Source organism: Celeribacter ethanolicus (genome assembly GCF_001550095.1).
Classification (GTDB): domain Bacteria; phylum Pseudomonadota; class Alphaproteobacteria; order Rhodobacterales; family Rhodobacteraceae; genus Celeribacter; species Celeribacter ethanolicus.
The window spans coordinates 74,498-92,480 of the sequence record NZ_LRUC01000011.1 but is presented as its reverse complement, the minus strand read 5'-3'; the positions used below and the strand labels follow the sequence as shown (position 1 = coordinate 92,480).

Annotated in this window: 21 protein-coding genes; 11 read left to right on the top strand and 10 right to left on the bottom strand. The window is 61.6% G+C overall.

Annotation, left to right across the window (positions count from 1 at the left end; genetic code table 11):
* Positions 1-5 precede the first annotated feature (5 nt).
* The 4 genes from NH195_RS06315 to NH195_RS06300 are packed head-to-tail and all read left to right on the top strand — an operon-like array spanning position 6 to position 2,084.
* On the top strand, positions 6-623 hold the full coding sequence (locus NH195_RS06315) for a redoxin family protein (RefSeq protein WP_066704683.1): 618 nt from the start codon (positions 6-8) through the stop codon (positions 621-623).
* A 2-nt stretch (positions 624-625) separates the two neighbouring features.
* A complete protein-coding gene (locus NH195_RS06310) occupies positions 626-1,147 on the top strand; it encodes a methylamine dehydrogenase light chain (RefSeq protein ID WP_066704681.1) in 522 nt (173 codons plus the stop codon).
* A gap of 49 nt (positions 1,148-1,196) precedes the next feature.
* Positions 1,197-1,604: a c-type cytochrome gene (locus tag NH195_RS06305; RefSeq protein WP_066704679.1), complete on the top strand. Its 408-nt coding sequence runs from the start codon at positions 1,197-1,199 to the stop codon at positions 1,602-1,604.
* 24 nt (positions 1,605-1,628) lie between these two features.
* The gene (locus NH195_RS06300; protein ID WP_066704676.1) at positions 1,629-2,084 is read left to right on the top strand and encodes a c-type cytochrome; all 456 of its coding nucleotides are present in this window, start codon (positions 1,629-1,631) and stop codon (positions 2,082-2,084) included.
* Positions 2,085-2,099: 15 nt separating this feature from the next.
* On the opposite strand, the gene NH195_RS06295 is transcribed toward NH195_RS06300, so the two are convergent.
* Positions 2,100-2,798, bottom strand: coding sequence for a winged helix-turn-helix domain-containing protein (locus tag NH195_RS06295; protein WP_066704674.1), 699 nt, complete (start codon positions 2,796-2,798; stop codon positions 2,100-2,102).
* A complete protein-coding gene (locus tag NH195_RS06290; protein WP_066704671.1) occupies positions 2,770-3,057 on the bottom strand; it encodes a hypothetical protein in 288 nt (95 codons plus the stop codon). Before NH195_RS06290 ends, NH195_RS06295 begins: the two co-directional genes overlap by 29 nt.
* 171 nt (positions 3,058-3,228) lie before the next feature.
* On the opposite strand from NH195_RS06290, the gene NH195_RS06285 reads away from it, so the two are divergent.
* The 3 genes from NH195_RS06285 (at position 3,229) to NH195_RS06275 (ending at position 5,695) form a co-directional block, all read left to right on the top strand.
* A complete protein-coding gene (locus tag NH195_RS06285) occupies positions 3,229-3,723 on the top strand; it encodes a hypothetical protein (RefSeq protein ID WP_066704669.1) in 495 nt (164 codons plus the stop codon).
* A 119-nt stretch (positions 3,724-3,842) separates the two neighbouring features.
* A complete protein-coding gene (locus NH195_RS06280) occupies positions 3,843-4,481 on the top strand; it encodes a ribonuclease HII (protein ID WP_066704667.1) in 639 nt (212 codons plus the stop codon).
* Between the two features lie 101 nt (positions 4,482-4,582).
* Complete coding sequence (locus tag NH195_RS06275; protein ID WP_420795661.1) at positions 4,583-5,695, top strand: site-specific DNA-methyltransferase; 1,113 nt, start codon at positions 4,583-4,585, stop codon at positions 5,693-5,695.
* A gap of 163 nt (positions 5,696-5,858) precedes the next feature.
* On the opposite strand, the gene NH195_RS06270 is transcribed toward NH195_RS06275, so the two are convergent.
* Entirely contained in the window at positions 5,859-6,992 is a 1,134-nt protein-coding gene (locus tag NH195_RS06270) for an alkane 1-monooxygenase (RefSeq protein WP_066704663.1), read from the bottom strand.
* 27 nt (positions 6,993-7,019) lie between these two features.
* Positions 7,020-8,069 carry an A/G-specific adenine glycosylase gene (mutY, locus tag NH195_RS06265; RefSeq protein WP_066704658.1) on the bottom strand — a complete coding sequence of 350 codons (1,050 nt, stop codon included), beginning with the start codon at positions 8,067-8,069 and terminating at the stop codon, positions 7,020-7,022.
* A 114-nt stretch (positions 8,070-8,183) separates the two neighbouring features.
* Between mutY and NH195_RS06260 the strand changes: the two genes are divergently transcribed.
* Together NH195_RS06260 and NH195_RS06255 are read left to right on the top strand one after the other, a co-directional pair.
* Positions 8,184-8,720, top strand: coding sequence for a DUF721 domain-containing protein (locus tag NH195_RS06260; RefSeq protein ID WP_066704656.1), 537 nt, complete (start codon positions 8,184-8,186; stop codon positions 8,718-8,720).
* On the top strand, positions 8,717-9,367 hold the full coding sequence (locus tag NH195_RS06255) for a DsbA family protein (RefSeq protein ID WP_066704654.1): 651 nt from the start codon (positions 8,717-8,719) through the stop codon (positions 9,365-9,367). The genes NH195_RS06260 and NH195_RS06255 overlap by 4 nt, the downstream gene beginning before the upstream one ends.
* Positions 9,368-9,371: 4 nt before the next feature.
* Here NH195_RS06255 and lpxK read toward each other — a convergent pair whose 3' ends face one another.
* From lpxK to NH195_RS06240, 3 genes are read right to left on the bottom strand one after another with little or no spacing between them, the layout of a single operon-like run.
* On the bottom strand, positions 9,372-10,364 hold the full coding sequence (lpxK, locus tag NH195_RS06250) for a tetraacyldisaccharide 4'-kinase (RefSeq protein ID WP_066704652.1): 993 nt from the start codon (positions 10,362-10,364) through the stop codon (positions 9,372-9,374).
* A complete protein-coding gene (locus tag NH195_RS06245) occupies positions 10,361-11,656 on the bottom strand; it encodes a 3-deoxy-D-manno-octulosonic acid transferase (RefSeq protein WP_066704651.1) in 1,296 nt (431 codons plus the stop codon). The genes lpxK and NH195_RS06245 overlap by 4 nt, the downstream gene beginning before the upstream one ends.
* 12 nt (positions 11,657-11,668) lie before the next feature.
* Positions 11,669-11,914 (bottom strand): DUF4170 domain-containing protein, encoded by a 246-nt coding sequence (locus tag NH195_RS06240; protein ID WP_066704649.1) that lies wholly within the window; start codon positions 11,912-11,914, stop codon positions 11,669-11,671.
* A 161-nt stretch (positions 11,915-12,075) separates the two neighbouring features.
* Between NH195_RS06240 and NH195_RS06235 the strand changes: the two genes are divergently transcribed.
* Complete coding sequence (locus tag NH195_RS06235) at positions 12,076-12,879, top strand: HAD-IIB family hydrolase (RefSeq protein ID WP_066704647.1); 804 nt, start codon at positions 12,076-12,078, stop codon at positions 12,877-12,879.
* A gap of 3 nt (positions 12,880-12,882) precedes the next feature.
* Positions 12,883-14,103 carry a glycosyltransferase family protein gene (locus NH195_RS06230; protein WP_066704645.1) on the top strand — a complete coding sequence of 407 codons (1,221 nt, stop codon included), beginning with the start codon at positions 12,883-12,885 and terminating at the stop codon, positions 14,101-14,103.
* 114 nt (positions 14,104-14,217) lie between these two features.
* Here NH195_RS06230 and NH195_RS06225 read toward each other — a convergent pair whose 3' ends face one another.
* The 3 genes from NH195_RS06225 to NH195_RS06215 all read right to left on the bottom strand — a co-directional run bounded on the left by NH195_RS06225 (position 14,218) and on the right by NH195_RS06215 (position 17,979).
* Positions 14,218-15,009 (bottom strand): 3'(2'),5'-bisphosphate nucleotidase CysQ, encoded by a 792-nt coding sequence (locus tag NH195_RS06225; RefSeq protein ID WP_066704779.1) that lies wholly within the window; start codon positions 15,007-15,009, stop codon positions 14,218-14,220.
* On the bottom strand, positions 14,996-16,339 hold the full coding sequence (locus tag NH195_RS06220) for a TldD/PmbA family protein (protein ID WP_066704644.1): 1,344 nt from the start codon (positions 16,337-16,339) through the stop codon (positions 14,996-14,998). Before NH195_RS06220 ends, NH195_RS06225 begins: the two co-directional genes overlap by 14 nt.
* A 95-nt stretch (positions 16,340-16,434) precedes the next feature.
* Positions 16,435-17,979, bottom strand: coding sequence for a hypothetical protein (locus NH195_RS06215; protein WP_066704642.1), 1,545 nt, complete (start codon positions 17,977-17,979; stop codon positions 16,435-16,437).
* Positions 17,980-17,983 lie beyond the last annotated feature (4 nt).

Here is a 17,983-nt window from a genome sequence, read left to right as displayed (position 1 = left end):
ACGATATGACCATACTCATCTTTTCCAACATCGCCCTCTGGGTTGTCGTGCTGGTCCAGATCGCGATCATCTTCGCGCTCGCCCGCCAGATCGGCATCCTCTTCGAACGGGTGTCCCCGGTGGGCGCGATGATTTCGGACAGCGGGCCGGACATTGGCGAAACCGTGCCGCAAATGACCCTGCCCAATCTCAACGGGCCGGAATTTGCACTGGGCGGACCGGAAGGGCGGGCGCAGCTCGTGTTCTTCCTCTCCACCACCTGTCCGATCTGCAAGGCGCTCCTGCCCGCGATCAAGTCGATCCGGGACGATGAAAAAGGCTGGCTCGATGTCGCGCTGGCCTCCGACGGGCGCGAAGCGGCGCACCGGCGGCTCATCGAGGCGGAAGACCTCGGGGCCTTCCCCTATGCGCTGTCCTCCGATCTCGGCATGACCTTCAAGGTCGCGAAACTGCCCTTTGCCGTGCTCATCGGGCCGGACGGCAAGGTGCGCGCCAAGGGTCTCGTGAATTCCCGCGAACAGCTCGAAAGCCTGTTCAACGCCTCCGAGACCGGCATTCCCTCCTACCAGGCTGCGGTCGCCCAACAGATGGGCGCCACTCAATTTTCCTCCGAAAGGATCTGATTATGACCAGACTGATCGACAAACTTCTCAAGACCCTCGACAAAAGCGTCGAAACCGGTGCCCGCACCGCCGCACGTAACCTTGGCCGCCGCAGCTTCATGGCGAAGGCCGGGGCCTCGGTTCTGGGCGCCGCCGTGGCGACCCCGATCCTGCCTTTCGACCGTCGCGCCAACGCTTCCGAACTGCCGGAGGACGAATGCTCCTACTGGCGTCACTGCGCCCTCGACGGCAACCTCTGCTCCACCTCCGGCGGGTCGCTGACGCAATGTCCTCCGGGCTCGTCCGCCTCCTCCGTGTCCTGGGTCGGCACCTGCACCAACCCGGACGACGGCAAGGATTACCTCGTGTCTTATAACGACTGCTGCGGCAAACCGTCGGTCGCCTCCGCGACTTTCTGCTACACCTCCGAGGGTGAGCGTCCGGGCTACCGCATGGGTCTCTACAACGACATCAACTGGTGCATGGCGAACACCGACAAAGGTTACCACTGCACGGTGTCCGTGGTTGTGGGCCTGGCGGAGTGATCCCGAATTGCGCCTTTTGACGACACTCACGGGGGCTGTGGCATGCGCCATGGCCCTCCTCCCCCTCCCGGTCTCTGCCGAGACCCCGGAGGAGCTTTTCGAGATTCATTGCGCCGCTTGTCACAACACCGGCGGGATCGGCAATCCGGGTCTTGCCCCGCCGCTCAACCGTCCCGTGTTCTGGCAGGCGCTGGGTGACACCGCGCCCGAATATCTCGCCGGAGTGGTGATCTCGGGCATGGCTGGAAAACTCGACATTCAGGGCCAGATGTACATCGGCCTGATCATGCCGCCGGTGGCCAGCACCACGGACGAGGAACTGGTCGAGATCGGCACATGGGTGCTCCAGACCCTTGGCGAGACCGAAGCTGTGATGATCCAGGAGCTTCTCGAGGCCGCGCGCGAGACCCGTCCGACCCATGCCGATCTGCGGGCGATGCGCCCCGCGGTCGACTGAGCCGGTAGACAGAAAGGAAGAGACATGTCTCTGTTGAAACCCCTGAGCTTCGCGCTTGCGCTTGTCCCGGCTTCCCTGATGGCGGCGGACCAGCCCTCGCGCACCGCGCATACGAATTACATTTTGCGCTGCGCTGGCTGTCACGGGTTCGAAGGCGGCGGCACGCCCGAGGGCGGCATTCCGGCCTTTCCGGACAGTGTCGGTTATATCGCGGGCACCGAGCTGGGCCGCACCTATATGATGCATGTGCCGGGCGTGGTGAGCGCCTCGCTCAACAATCGCGAGATCGCCGAGGTGATGAACTATATCCTCGACGTCTGGGGTGAAACCGACAGCGGCGAGGCTCCGGTGCATTTCACCGAGGAAGAAGTCACCCGGCGTCGCGCCGAACCCGTCCCCGACGTGGTCGCCTATCGTCGTCTTGCCGTCGATGAGTTGACCGCGATGGGCATCACCGTCGCGGACTATCCCTGGCCTTAAACGGGGCCCTGACGGCTACACCATCTTGATCACATCGCGCGGACAGGCCAGCATATAGCCCTTCCGCGCGATGTTTTTGACCAACAACTCGCTCACCATCTGATTGCCGAGCGTATCGCGCAGCCGCTTGATCCGCGTCGCCCCCGCCGCCTCTTCGCAATCCACCGCATTCCGGCCTGAAATCACCGCTTCGATCTCTGCGCCCGAGAGAACATCGTCGTCCAGCCGCGCTTCCGCCAGTACCGACAGCGTCTCGATCGCCGCAGGGGTCAGTTTGAACTCCATATTGTTCAGATACACCGTGTTCTCCGCCCGCGAGATCAACAAGGACGACACCTCGATTCCCCGCTTCTCGATCTCGCTCATCCGCCGGCTCAGCGCGACGATCATCACGAGAAACACCAGTGCCGCGATCAGCAGAGCCGTCGCGAACACCAAGAGCACGAAAATCACCATGCGGTAGGAATTCAGCACACCGGAAAACGCCGTGCCCGATTGCGCCAGAATCTCCAGCAGTTTGATTTCCGCCTGTGTGGTCAGGTCGTTTTCGACAAAGATCCGCTCCACCCGCGCGTTGAACGCATTCGCATCCGGCAGGTTCACGAAGAGCAACACCGCCGCAATCAACAGAATCGCGACAATCGCCACGACGCCATAAATCGCCACGCGCGATACCTTGCGGCTGTCAGTATCGGAGGAAATAGTCGCCAGCATCGGCCTTCACCTCGCCCAGTTTCTCTTCCGGGATCATCGCGACGATGGACAAAAGGTGCCAGCCCTCTTTTTCCAGACGCGGTGCCAGAGCCTTGGCCGCCGCCTGTTTCGTGCATTGAGAATCGCCCACCTCGGCCACGCCGAAATGCAGCTTGAGCGGGTTGTCACGCTTGGCCTTGTAGCTGGCGTAACAGGACGCGTTCGCCAGTCCCGGAAGGACCACAAGCGCGACGAGAAGGGGGAAAAGGTGCTTTTTCATGCTCGCGATCCTGTGAGTAAGCGCGATGTTATTCAATAGCAAAGCCGTTTTCCGGCCCTGTTATCCAATGACATCCCGCTGTTATTGAGCGATTTTCGAAAAACCGGCCATCACCGTCCCATCACCTTCGCAAGCCCGCTCCACAGGGCACAGGATCTGAAAGGACACCCGATGAAACTCACGAAATTCACCGCAGGGCTGGTCGCGCTTTCCATCGCCACCGCCGGTTTCGCCGCCGCCCCTGCGCGCGCCGGTGACAATGACGCCGCTCTGGTTCTGGGCGGGCTTGCGACGCTCTTCGTGCTCGGCAAGGCGCTCGACGACAAGAACAAGGACAAGGTCGCCGTGAGCACTTCGCGCTATCGCGATGGTCATCGCAATGAGCCCTGGCAGGACCGAAATCGTGGCCGGGATTTCGGCATTCCGAACCAATGTGTCGCCAGCGCGGGGCAGGGCGCCAAACAGCGCCTCGTCGCCTTCGAGAACTGTATCGAGCGGGACCGCCGTGCTCAGGTCCACTTGCCGCGCGCCTGCGAAACGCGGGTCAAGACCCGTCAGGGCAAGGTTGACGCCTACGATGTCGGCTGCCTCACCAATTTCGGCTATCGCGTCGAACGCAACCGCGATGCGCGCCGCACCACGGATCGCGATACCCGCCGCAACTGAGTTCCATAACGAGCAGAATCGCGCGGTTCTCATGTTCCCATGGCCGCGCCACTTGGCGGGTGAGATCTCTCACCCGCTTTTTTCTTGCGCCGTTGTCGGGCTTCGGCTTCACAGGGGGTATGACAAAGACAACGCCCGATTACAGTTTCGAAGAGGCCGCCACCCGTCGCGGTTACACCCGCATTGTCGGGGTCGACGAGGTCGGCCGTGGTCCGCTGGCCGGTCCCGTGGTCGCCGCCGCCGTCTGGCTCGATCCGGCCCGCATCCCCTTGGGCCTCAATGACTCCAAGGCGCTGACCGCCAAACGTCGCGAAGTCCTTTATGACGAAATCCTCGCCGTGGCCGATGTGTCTATCGCCTCCTGTACGGTTGAGGAGATCGACGAGATCAATATTCTTCAGGCCTCGTTGCGCGCCATGGAGCGCGCCGTGGCGGGGCTGTCGCGCAAGGCGGATTACATTCTGGTCGACGGCAACAAATTGCCCTCCGCTTTCGGTCTCGATGCGGAGGCCATTGTCAAAGGCGATGCCCGGTCTCTGTCGATTTCGGCGGCCTCGATCGTTGCGAAAATCTGGCGCGATCGGCTGATGGTGGATTTGGCGCAACACTACCCCGGCTATGGCTGGGAAAAGAACGCCGGTTACGGCACCAAAACCCACATGGAAGGGCTCCGAAATCTTGGTGTGACACCACACCATAGACGTTCGTTCAAACCGGTCCACAACATCTTGTATCAAGATAAAAACATAAGTGACTGATTCGAAAAAGAAATTGACCTGGAATCCCGGATGACTCATTTTGGGACCCATAAATGACGCCAAAAATGGCGCGTTAAACGACGTCCCTTAAGGGGCGCGACATGAGGCAGAACATGAAGAACTCCATCCGCAAGGGGGCCAACGCGCTCCCTCTCAATGAGATATTGTCCGGTGATTGCATCGAGGTGATGAACGCCCTCCCCGAGGAGAGCGTCGACCTGATTTTCGCCGATCCGCCCTATAACCTGCAATTGCGGGGTGATCTTCATCGTCCGGACAACTCCAAGGTGGACGCCGTCGACGACGCCTGGGATCAGTTCGACAGTTTCAAGGTCTATGACGATTTCACCCGTGAGTGGCTCAAGGCCGCGCGTCGCATTCTTAAACCGAATGGCGCGATCTGGGTGATCGGCTCTTATCACAACGTCTTCCGCCTCGGTGCCGAGCTTCAGAATCAGGGCTACTGGATTTTGAACGACGTGGTGTGGCGCAAATCCAACCCGATGCCGAACTTCCGTGGCAAGCGTTTGACCAACGCCCATGAGACGCTGATCTGGGCGTCGAAAAACGAAGCGGCGAAATATACCTTCAACTACGAAGCGCTGAAATCCCTGAACGAGGGCATCCAGATGCGCTCCGACTGGGTTCTGCCGATCTGCAACGGCGGCGAGCGTCTCAAGGACGACAATGGCGACAAGGCCCACCCGACGCAAAAGCCCGAGAGCCTGTTGCATCGCGTGATCGTTGGCACGACCAATCCCGGCGACGTCATCCTCGATCCGTTCTTCGGCACCGGCACCACCGGCGCGGTTGCCAAGATGCTTGGGCGCGAGTTCATCGGCATCGAGCGCGAAGAGAAATATCGTGAGGTTGCGGAGAAACGCATCGCCTCGGTGCGCAAGTTCGACAAGGACGCGCTGCGCGTCTCGACCTCGAAACGTGCCGAGCCGCGTGTGCCCTTTGGTCAGCTTGTAGAGCGCGGCATGCTGCGTCCGGGCGAAGAGCTTTATTCGATGAACGGCCGTCAGAAAGCCAAGGTGCGCGCCGATGGCACGCTGATTGCCAATGACGTGAAAGGTTCGATCCATCAGGTCGGTGCCCATCTCGAAGGTGCGCCCTCGTGCAATGGCTGGACCTACTGGACCTTCAAACGCGATGGCAAGACCGTTCCGATCGACGTGTTGCGCCAACAGATCCGCGCGGAGATGCAATAAGCGACAGAGCGGGATAAGTGTCCGACAAAAGTCCGACACTTATCCGACGCAAATCCGACAGGGGAAATTCCCGAAATTCAGAGTTACCGCCTGGTGCCTGCGGCCTGACTTCGCGGCACCACCTTGGCCCCGCTGTGTCTGCGCAGCGGGGCTTTTTTTGCGCTTAGAGCCGGGGCAGAGGGTTGGTGCCGTTCTTGTAAGGCTCCCAGTCCTCGAAGGTTTCGAGGTCCGGGTAATACTGGCTACGCCATTGTTTCACCTTGGGATTCATCATCCGTCGCCACAGCGGCGGCACCATCGCGACCACCCCCATGACAGTGTAGCCATAGGGCAATTGCGGGGCCTCGGTCTCGTCGTAAGTCTGCAAAAGCGGAAACCGGCGGTCGGGTTTGTAGTGGTGATCCGAATGGCGTTGCAAATTGATCAGCAACCAGTTGGTGGCCATATGCGCCGCATTCCAACTATGATGCGGCTTGACATGCTCATACTTACCATCCCCCAGATGCCGCCGGGTGAGGCCGTAATGTTCGACGTAATTGGTCAGCTCGAGCTGCCATATCGCCACTAAAGCCTGACAGATAAAGAGAAAAAATCCAGTTGTGCCACCGATCAGAGTGGCAAGGATCAGCATCAGGATCTGCAAGGTCCAGTAGCGGAAATGCGGGTTTTTCGGGTTCCATTCGGACAATCCCTTACGCGCCAGCAGGGCCTTTTCCGCCTCCCAGGCCGAGCGTGGGCACTCTCGAAGCACGCGGAGGAAATAGCGATGGAACCCTTCGTTATAGAGCGCCGTGACCGCATCGCGCCGGGTGCCAACGTGCTTGTGGTGGACGAGCAGATGTTCGGTCCGGAAATGCGAGTAAAGAACTGAAGCCAAAAGCAAATCCCCAAGCCATCGCTCCATATTGTTGCGTTGGTGGCAAAGCTCATGGGCATAAACCATGCCGGTCGTGCCGGAAGACACGCCAAGCCCAAAGAACAGCACGATGGTTTCGAGCGTCGAGAGATGATCCGTATGGGTCACGAACCAGATCAGCGCAAAAATGTTCACGAATTGCACCGGGAACCAGATGATCGTAATGGCGCGATACCAGAAAAGCTCGCTTTCCGCCGTGTTCGGGTCTGCATTCTCAGTGTTCAGCCCTAGAATCCCGTCGAGGAATCCGAACATGTACCACGCATAAAGCGGCACGATGATCACGGCCCAGCCGCCGACGAATGCTCCGAGCCAAAGGAACGGCAACAGGGTCAGCGACAGCCAGAACGGCAGGGCGTTGCGAAAACTGATCTGAGCCATGGTGGGGCACCTCCGCAGGGGATGCGGTTAAGTTTCTAGACTGCTGCGCGCCAGGTCAAACGCCTTTCGCATCACGGTCGGCAGATCGGAGGGCTGAAAGGCGTTATTCCCCTTTAAAACGCTGGTTTTGGGCGGATTTGTCACATGGGAGGAGGCATGCACCGTCAGGATCAGATGAAAATGCGTGAAGGTGTGCCGTACCTCGCCGAGGTCTTGCCAGTTGCCGGGAAAGGGAGGTTCGGGCGGATGCGCCTCTTGCCATTCCGTGCCGGGCCAGCCCATCATGCCGCCCAGAAGCCCCTTTTCGGGCCGCTTTTCCAACACCCATTCGCCTGCTGCGGTGCGCCCGACATAGGCGTGCCCATGGCGCGTTGGTTTCGGTTTCTTAGGCATTTTCAGCGGGAATCGAGACTGATCCCCGGCGCGACGGGCCGCACAATCGACCGTCAGAGGGCAAGTGCCACAGGCCGGTGATTTCGGTGTGCAGATCGTCGCGCCCAGATCCATCATCGCCTGGGCGTAATCGCCGGGACGGCTTTGCGGCGTGAGCGTCTCCGCCAGCTCTGTCAGCGCGCCTTTGGCGGTGGGCAACGGCGTTTCGACCCGAAACAGGCGCGACACGACCCGTTCGACATTGCCGTCCACCACCGTCTCCGGTCGGTCAAAGGCGATGGAGGCAATCGCGGCGGAAGTATAAGGCCCAACACCGGGCAGCGCCTGTAATTGAGCCCTCGTCCGGGGGAAAATGCCATTGAACTCGTCCCGGATCACCCGTGCGCATTTCAACAGATTACGGGCGCGAGCGTAATATCCGAGCCCGGCCCATTCACCCATCACACGTTCGTCCTCGGCATCGGCGAGATCCACCACCGTCGGCCAGAGCGTGGTGAAGCGCAGGAAATAGGCTTTCACCGCCGCAACCGTGGTCTGTTGCAGCATGATCTCAGACATCCAGACCCGATAGGGATCCGGCTCAATGCCAGCCGCACGATCCGCTGGGGACACGCGCCATGGCAACTCCCGGGCGTGACCATCATACCAATCGAGAAGCGCCGTTGCGACGTCTCCGTGTTTCATCCCGTCACGCAATCTTTAGGTCCTGTCATCCGCTTTCTTCTGGCGCCCTGCGCGCGCACCTCTAAAATAGACGGAAGACAGGCAGACACCAGCCCGGCAAATCACAGGACAAGCATGACGAGCGCGCAGACAGAGGCCAAAAGACGCAAACGGGGGTTCGAACGCACCTCCGGTCTTTTGCAGACGCGCATTCGCGAAGCCTCCGAGGCGCGCGGGTTTTCCGAATCCCGTCTGCTGACCCATTGGGAAGAGATTGTCGGAGAGGCCACCGCAGCCATGTCGCGCCCGGTGAAAGTCTCCTATGCCAAGGGCGGTTTCGGGGCGACGCTCACGCTTCTGACCACCGGGGCCTTTGCTCCGATGGTGCAGGCCGAAGTGCCGAAAATCCGCGACCGGGTGAATGCAGTTTACGGGTACAATGCGATCAGCCGCATTCATGTGACGCAAACCGCGCCCTCTGGGTTCTCGGAAGGGCGCGTGGCGTTTCATGCTCCGAGGCCCGAACCCGCCCCCGACATCACGCCGGAAACCAGGGCCGAAGCCCGCGCCCTCTCGGAGGGTGTACATGATCAGGCCTTACGTCAGGCGCTCGAAAAATTCGCCGGAACATTCCTGACCCGGCAACACTGCAAACCGAAGGAAGAGAAATGAACCGCCGCACATTCATGATCACGACCGCACTCGCGACCCTGGGCGCGGGGCTCATGCCCTCTGCCGTTACCTCCTTTCTGGTGACACCGGCGCAGGCCGAGGACATGCCGGATACCTCCGACATCTTCGAGTTGACGCTTGGCGACAAGGACGCACCGGTCGAGATGATCGAATACGCCTCCTACACCTGTCCGCATTGCGCGACCTTCCACAAGACCGTGTTCGAGCCGCTCAAGAAGGAGTACATCGACACCGGCAAGGTGCGGTTCGTCTATCGCGAAGTGTATTTCGACAAGTTTGGTCTCTGGGCCTCCATGGTCGCACGTTGTGGCGGTGAGATGCGCTATTTCGGTGTCCAGAAGATGCTCTATGACGAACAGAGCGACTGGATCGCCGGTGGTCGCGACACGATGCAGATCGTCGAGAACCTGCGCAAGATCGGCAAGCGGGCCGGGCTTACCGAGGAAAACCTCGATGTCTGTCTGAACGACGGCGACATGGCCGAGAAGCTCTATGCGAAGTTCACGGCTGAAATGGAGGAATATGACATCGACGCGACGCCTTCTCTGGTGATCGACGGTGAGAAACATTCCAATATGAGCTACGCCGATCTGAAGAAGATCCTCGACGCGAAACTCGCCGAATAAGACCTTAATCCAGCCCCAATCGGCCGAGCCGGTCGTCAATAGGCGACCAGTCGGTGATCTCGAGGCGCACGGGCAGGGTCACCACCTTCATGCGAAAGGCGCGGGGCAAACGCACCGCGTCTTTTTCCGTGGTGACCATCTGGGCGCCGAGGGCGAGAGCCTCGACCTCCAGCCGTTTCATCAGCGGGATGGAAAGCGGCTGATGATCCTTCAAGGCTTCGGTGCGCAGCAGATCGGCGCCGAGCCCGGAGAGGGTCTGGAAGAACTTCTCCGGATGGCCGATCCCGGCAAAGGCCATGACCTTCTGGCCCCGCCATTCGAGCCCTGTCGGCAGAGGTTTCAACGTCGCCTCCACGCGCGGAACAGAGACCAATCCGGCCCAATTCGACTCAAAACGATCCTGACCGCGGCGATCTCCGATCGAGATCAAAATATCGCCGCGGGCCATACCCGCAGCCACGGGTTCGCGAAGCGGGCCGCCAGGGATCACCCGCCCGTTGCCAAAGCCGCGCCAGGCATCGACCACGATGACGGTCAGGTCCTTTGCGACCGAAGGGTTCTGCATGCCGTCATCGAGCAGGATGACATCCGCGCCCGCAGCTTCGGCCTGACGCACTCCGGCGGCGCGATTCTTGGCGACCCAGACCGGGGTGAAGGCCGCGATCAGGAGCGGTTCGTCCCCGACGTCATCGGCACTATGCTGGCGTTCATCGACACGCACGGGGCCTTCGAGCCGCCCGCCGTAACCGCGCGAGACGACGTGGGGGGTGTGCCCGCGTTCGATCAGGCGTTGCACAAGGGCGATGGTGGTCGGCGTCTTGCCGGTGCCGCCCGCGTTGATGTTGCCGATACAGATCACCGGAACGCCGGCCTTGTAGCCCGAGCGGGCGACGCGTCTGGCGGTCGCGCGGGCATAAAGGGCCGACAGCGGTGCAAGCAGATGGGCTTGCCAGCCCGGAGTGTCTTGCGAATTCGACCAGAACAGCGGTGCTTTCATCGCGGCCGCCTTTCGTGAAGATCGAGAATGTCCTGCACAAGGGCAGAGACCCGGTCTGTGACCTCCGCGCCGGTCGAGGCGATTTCCCAGGCGGCTGACGCCATCAGCGCCGCCTGATCCGGGGACATCAACCGGCCAAGTTCCTCGCCAAGTTCATGCCCGTCGCGGACCTGACGCGTGGCGTTGCCTGCGGCGAGGCGGGCATAGGCGGTGGCGTGATTGTCGACATGTGGGCCATGCAGGATGGCCGACCCCATGGCTGCGGCCGGATAGGGATCGACGCCGCCGAAGGGGCCGAGGGAGCGCCCGAGAAAGCTCACCGGGGCAAGCCGGTGCCATAGCCCGTCCCGATCCGGGGAATCTCCGGTCAAAACGGCGATTTGCTGGGCTTCGGAAATGTTCTCCGCAGGGCCAAGGGCCATGGCAGTCAGCCCGGCATCCTCACATTGCGCAAGAACGCCATCCAACGTCGCAGGATCGGAGAGAGACATCACAAGGAGCAACCGGTGGGCACGTCGCAATGCGCTTTTGTGTGCCCGAAGCACGTTGCTCAACTCGGACAGCTCGACTTGCGCGGCGAACCAGCAGGGGCGCGTGCCGATGTCTCCGGACCGGTGAGACAGTTCGTCATCGTCGATGATCGGGGCGATGCCGCCCTCTTCGAGATAGCCGAGACGTTCGATCTGAGCCGGATCGAGCCCGGCTCTCCGCCACAGCCCGTGACTGTCGGAGCTGGCGGTGATTGCATGATCGAAACAGTTCAGCACCGCGTTGCGCAGGCCTGGAACCGGCGTGGGCAGGTCAAGCGTGCTTGGGCTGTGCGGTGCCTCGATCGAGAGGCAGGGGACGCCGTCGTCATGCGCGGCGCGCAACAATGTCGGTCGAAACCGGCCACCGATCCAGATCAGCCCATCGGGGCGCCAATGGGACAGGAACCGCCGCACGATGGTGTTTTCATCCTCGGGCGCTTCGGTAAAGATCGCCCCGTCCGGCCTCTGACCGTTCGGGGGATGCACGCCGGGGCTCATGGTGATCACCCCGACCAGATCGGGTCGGTCCTCGGCGATCCGGGCAAACAGCTCGACCGCCGGTCTGAGCGCGAACTGGGTCGCGGCATGCAACCAGAGAACCTCTCCGCGCGGGCGGGGCGGCAAATCGAGGGCCAGCCGGGCGTCACGCGCCTGTTGCGTCAGTGTGCCTTCGGACAACAGACGGTCCAGACGTTCGGTGTGACGTCTTTCGGACCGTCCGTTCAGGCCGGAGTAAAGCAGGAAGGCGAGGGGTCGGGCCATCTGGGCCTGCCGTTATGCTCCGAGCTCTTCGGTCGGCGAGGCCAGTTGCTCCTCATCCCGCAGGCGATGCAGATGAGCGATGAAATAGCGCATATGGGCGTTGTCCACGGTGCGTTGGGCCTCGGCTTTCCAGGCGGAATGCGCGGTTTCGTAATTCGGAAAAATCCCAACGATGTGAATATCATCCACATTGCGAAATACGGTTTTGGACGGGTCGATGAGTTCGCCGCCGAACACGAGGTGCAGTCTTTGTGCCATGGAACGTCTCCTGGGATTATATGTGGCGCACCCTAGTCCAATCAGAATGGGGGTCAAGCGGCCATCGGGGTATGCCTAATTTCTGGGCGCTTTCTTGCGGGATCGGGAGATTTTCCGCATTGGCGGTTTCCCTCTCCTGCCTCAAAGGCCATCATGGAGCCATGAGGACGGATCACAATGCTCCCCGCCTGATCGTGTTTTCCGATCTGGACGGCACGCTGCTCGATCATGGCAGCTATTCCTGGGCCCCTGCGAAACCGGCATTGCGCCGGATGCGTGAATTGGGTGTCCCGCTGGTTCTGGCAAGCTCCAAGACCGCTTTCGAGATCGCGGATCTTCGGCGTGAGATGGGGTTTTCCGATTGCCCGGCCATTGTCGAGAACGGAGCCGGGATTCTGCCCCCGGGGGAGGCGATGCAGGCGGATCGCAGCGCGCATGCCGCGCTCTTGTTCGCGCTTACGGAACTGCCCGCCGACCTGCGCGCCTGTTTCAGCGGATTTTCCGACTGGAGCGTGGAGCAGGTTGCCGAGAACACCGGCTTGCCTCTGGCCCAGGCAAGGCTTGCGGCGCAGCGACAGTTTTCCGAACCGGGGCTTTGGTCCGGTACACCGGAGGATCAAAAGGCCTTTGAGGCGGCTCTGGCGGCAAAAGGCATCACCGCGCGGCAGGGCGGGCGCTATCTAACCCTGTCCTTCGGCGCGACCAAAGCGGACCGCATGGCCGACATCGTCGCGCGCTATGATCCCCGTCCGGTCACCATGGCTCTGGGCGATGCGCCCAACGATGTCGAGATGATCGAGACCGCCGATTTCGGCACTGTCGTCATGAATTCACACGGGCCGGGTATCCCGACCCTTGCGGGAGAGGCCACGGGCCGGATCACGCGCACGCATGCGCCGGGGCCTGAAGGTTGGAACATTGCGGTGCTTGAACGCATTGCACAAGACTACAAAGAGAAAGGCTGACAAATGGCGGATTTTCATCAGGGCGGGCATGTGGCGACGCTGCACAACCTGCGCATCAATTCCGAAGAGGATCTGAGCCGGGATCTCAATGCCTTTGCTTCCTCGCGCAAGATCACGCTGATCCTGCCCTCGCTGTTTTCCGAACTCGAAGGGGAGGCGCTGCCGAATATCATCGACGAGCTGAACAAGGTGGATTTCGTCCATCGCATCGTGATCGGTCTCGATCGCGCCACCGAGGAACAATATCGCTACGCACGGAAATTCTTTTCCCGCCTCAAGGCCGATCATGTTGTGCTCTGGAACGACGGGCCGCGGCTTCGGGCGGTGGATGCGCGTCTCAAGGAGCTTGAACTGTCGCCCTCCGAGCCCGGCAAGGGGCGCAATGTCTGGTTCTGTCTCGGCTATACGATCTCGCGCGCCGACAGTGCCGTGGTCGCGGTGCATGACTGCGATGTCGTGACCTATTCGGCAGGGATGCTGGCGCGGCTGGTCTATCCGGTGGCGAACCCGACCTTTCCCTATCAGATGTCCAAGGGGTTCTATCCCCGTGTCGCCGATGGCAAGCTGAACGGCCGGGTGACGCGGCTTCTGGTGACGCCGATGATCCATGCGCTCTCGAAGGTTTTGGGGCCGCAGGATTTTCTCGATTTCCTCGCCGATTTCCGCTACCCGCTCGCCGGTGAATTCGCCATGCGGACCTCAATCCTGCCCGATATGCGTATCCCCTCCGACTGGGGACTTGAAATCGGACTTTTGTCGGAGGCTTGGCGCAACCTCAGCCCGCGCGCGGTCTGTCAGGTCGAGATTTCCGACCGTTACGATCACAAGCATCAGGACCTGTCGCAGGAGGATGCCTCAACCGGACTGTCGCGCATGTCGGTCGACATTTGCAAGGCGCTCTATCGCAAGCTCGCCGCCGATGGCACGGTGTTTTCCGAAGAGATCTTCCGTTCGATCAAGGCTACCTATTATCGCGGCGCACTCGATCTCATCGAAACCTATTTCAACGATGCGCGAATGAACGGGCTGCATGTCGACCGCCATGTCGAAGAACAGGCGGTCGAACTGTTTGCTAACAACATCATTCAGGCGGGCAACGTGTTTCTGGAAAACCCGATGGAGACGCCGTTCATCCCGAACTGGTCGCGGGTCCATGCCGCCGATCCGGACATCATCGCCGCTATGGCGCGCGCCGTGGCCGAGGATATGGAGGACTATAAATAACTAAAGCCTTTCGCCAAAAAACTGAGACACAGCTTTGGGCGGAGCGCAGTACAAGATATAAGCGTTGCACGCGCGTCGCCTTTATCTGATGCCTCAGGTTAAAGGCGTGATGCTTTATTTGAGGCGTGCGAGGATGGCCTGTGCCAGTTGCGGGCACCCCGCCACCATGCCGTCGAGCTGTGGCACGGGTTGGTTGAACACCGGGCGCTGACCGAGCAGGTCCGTCACCTGGCCCCCGGCTTCCGACAGGATCAGGGTGCCAGCCGCCACGTCCCATTCCCAGGTCTTGCGAAAGGTGAACATCGCATCGTAGCGCCCCTGCGCCACCAAAGCGAGCCGGTAGGCCAAGGAGGGGCGGAACTTGTGAATGAATTTCGGTGAGCCACCGCGCCAGTGTTCGTCGCTCAGATGCTGACGCGGGGCAAGCACCGTCGCACCGTCGAGATCGCATCTTTTGCCTGCTCGCAAAGGATTGCCGTTCAGGCAGGCCCCGCCGCCCTTGATCGCCGCGAAGAGACGCTCGCGAAGTGGCAGGAACACCACGGCGGCGATCACCTGCCCCTCTTCCGCGATGGCCAGGGAATGCGCCCAATTACGATCGCCATGGATGAAACTGCGCGTGCCGTCGATCGGATCGACGATGAACACGCGCTTGCGCCCGAGGCGCTCCGAGGTGGTGTCGACGGTCTCTTCCGAAAGCCAGCCATAGTCGGGCCGCTCCGACAAAAGGTATTCGTGCAGCATCCGGTCCACGGCCAGATCGGCCTCGGTCACGGGGCCTTGTCCACCGCCCTTGTCCCAGACCTGCGGATTCGCCTGCCAATAGGGGCTGGCGATCTCGCCCGCGTTGCGCGCGGCCTCGATCAGAAGCTCCAGATCCTCTGTCAGGTCGTCAGTCACCGGCAAGCGTCATTCCTTCGACCAGAAGTGAGGGCACGACGCGGCTCAGATGCAGACGTGCATCGTTGGCGGGGATCAGCGTCATCAGCATCGCGCGCAGATTGCCCGCGATGGTGCATTCGTTGACCGGATAGACGATTTCACCATTTTCGACCCAGAACCCGCTCGCGCCGCGCGAATAATCGCCGGTGGTCGGGTTGATCGAGGCGCCGATCATACCGGTGACCAAAAGCCCGGTGCCCATCTCGCGAATCAACTCTTCGCGGTTCTTCTCGCCTTGCGTCAGAGCCACGTTGCCGGAGGAGGGCGAGGGCGGAGAAGACACCCCGCGCGACGCATTCGCCGTGCTTTCAAGCCCAAGTTTGCGTGCAGTGGCAAGATCGAGCACCCAGCTTTGCAAGACGCCATCTTGCACCAGAGCGCGTTTCGAGGTCGCAAGACCCTCAGTATCGAAAAGCTTTGACCCGGAGGTGCGCGGGCGATGCGGGTCCTCGATCAGCGACAGCCCCTTGGGCAATACATCCGCCCCCATGGCGTCGCGCAGCCAGCTTGCGCCGCGGGCAATCGCCGTGCCGTTGATCGCGGCCAGAAGATGGCCCACGAGCGAGGAGGAAATCCGTTCGTCGAACAGCACGGGATAGGAACCGGTCTTCGGTTTCCTGGCGCCGATCCGCGCCAGAGTGCGTTCGGCAGCGAGACCGCCGATCTCTTCGGGCGAGAGCAGATCCGCGCCGAAAATCCGGCTGTCGCCATAGTAATCGCGTTCCATCCCGGTGCCTTCGCCCGTAATGGCGACGGTCGAGATCATCCGGTCGGTGCGGGTGTAGCCGCCCGAGAACCCGTTGGTCGCGGCGAGATGAATACGGCGCTTGCCATAGGCGGCGGAGCTTTCCACCTTGGTGATCCCGCTCTGCGCCAGTGCCGCGGCCTCGGCGCGCAAAGCGTCGTCTTTCAGAGCTTCGGGCGAGGGTTCGTCGGAAGGGTCGAACATCTCGAGCGCGGAAATGTCGGTGTTGGCGGCGATCTGCGACGGATCGGCCAGCCCGGCGGTCGGGTCCTCGGGGGCCAGTCGCGCCATGGTCACCGCGCGCTCCGCCATGGTCGCGAGCGTTTCGGGGCGGGTGTCGGAGGCGGAAACACAGGCCTGACGACGCCCGATCAGCACGCGCAGCCCGATGTCGATGCCTTCGGAGCGTTCCGCCTGTTCGAGCGCGCCCTGACGCACGCCGATGGACAGCGAGGTGCCGTCGATCGCCAAGGCATCTGCGGCCTCGGCCCCGGCCCTTTTCGCGGCTTCAAGAAGCGCCCCGGTCAGTTCTGAAAGATCTCCTGCCATGGTGTGCCTCCATATCTCGCATTGTTGCATCTCATGCAGATGCAATTAGGCCGCCTGCGCGCGTCGCGCAAGCGGCCCGCTGTCTTTCGGGTGCCTTAGAATGGCAGCGGCTGGCCGTTGGCGATGATCGCACCGTCTTCGGTCATCTCGATCTCGGAGACCAGTTCGCCCTCCGCATCACCCGGACGGGCAAACAGACCGAGCATCATCTGTGCCGACATCGCGGTCTCCGGCGGCAGGATGCCGGTGGAGGACAGTTTGGTGATCAGATCGGTCACACCGTTCAGCGTCAGGTTCAGCTTGCCGGCAAAGGGCGGCATACCGCCGGGCACCTGGGACTCCTGATCGAGGAAATGCCCCGCGCCATTCCCGGCCACGGTCGCACCGGCCAGCGCAAGATAGATCTCGGGCAGGGCAAGGGTTTTCACCTCGAAGGGCATCTCTTCGGCACTCTCTTCCTCGAGCGCCATCAGCGTCTCGAAATCGAACAGGTCGACGTCGCTGTTCAGGGTGCCCTCGAAGGCCAGGCGCAGGTTTGCCGGATCGTGCGGCAGCTGGCCGGTCGGATCGGCGATCATCCAGGCAATCTCCGGCAGGATGAGGTCCTTGAGCCCGATCTTGGCGCTGAACGGCTGATCCTCTTCGGAGGCCGCCAGCGGGAACAGGAAGGCCGCGGAATATTCCGCCATGGACACGGCAACCTGGCCGCCGGGGATTTGCGCACCGGCGACGGTGACATTGAGATCCCCCGCCGTGACATCATAGCCGATGGTGCCCTCCTGGAAGGCCACGTCCAGCTTGGACGCACCGGTCGCGGCGCGGATGTCCATGTTCGAGGACGCGTCTTCACCGCTGATCGTCATGAAAGAGGAGCTGTCCGCCATGGTCATGGTGACATCCATCGTGCTCCGGCCCAGCAGATTTGCGAGCATGTTTTCGCTGTCGCTCTGCGGCAGGAGGATGGAGCCCTTGATCGCAAGCGTGTTGCCGATGAAGCCCGCCTCCACGGTGCTGCCTTCGCCATCCTCGATCTCATCCACCTCATAGGTCAGCGTCGCGGCCGTCATGTCCATGTTGGAAAACAGGCTGTCGCCCTTGCGGACCACGGTAGAGGTGCCGGAAATACCAGCGAATTTGCCGGTCACCCCGGGCTGGACCGTCATGCCATCGACCACCACCGGTTCGGAGGACATCGTCATCGCGGCATCCTCGATGGTGTAGAGCATATCGTCGGGGGAGCCGGACACGATGGCCTCGCCGATATAGGTCACGGTGGAGCGGGTCTCGACGGTGTCGCCTTCCTCCGTGCCGGGCTCGGTCGGTGCGCTCATGACCGAAGTCAGCGGTTCGGGGAACCACATGGCGACCGTGCCGCGGCGACGTTCCTGGAACCGGATCTCGGGTACGGTGGTGGTGTCCGAGACCGAGGCCTCGCCCATGTCGAGGTTCATGCTATAGACCATGTTGCGCACGACAAGAGTGTCGCCGTCACGGCTCACTTCGGCCGTGGGGGTCATGCCCATGTTGGTCATCATGTCCTGATAAGAGGCCCAGACCTCCTCCGGCGTGACATCTGCGAAAACGGGACCGGCGGTGAGGCAGGTGGTGGTGAGCGCGGTGGCCCAGAACATGGAACGCATGATA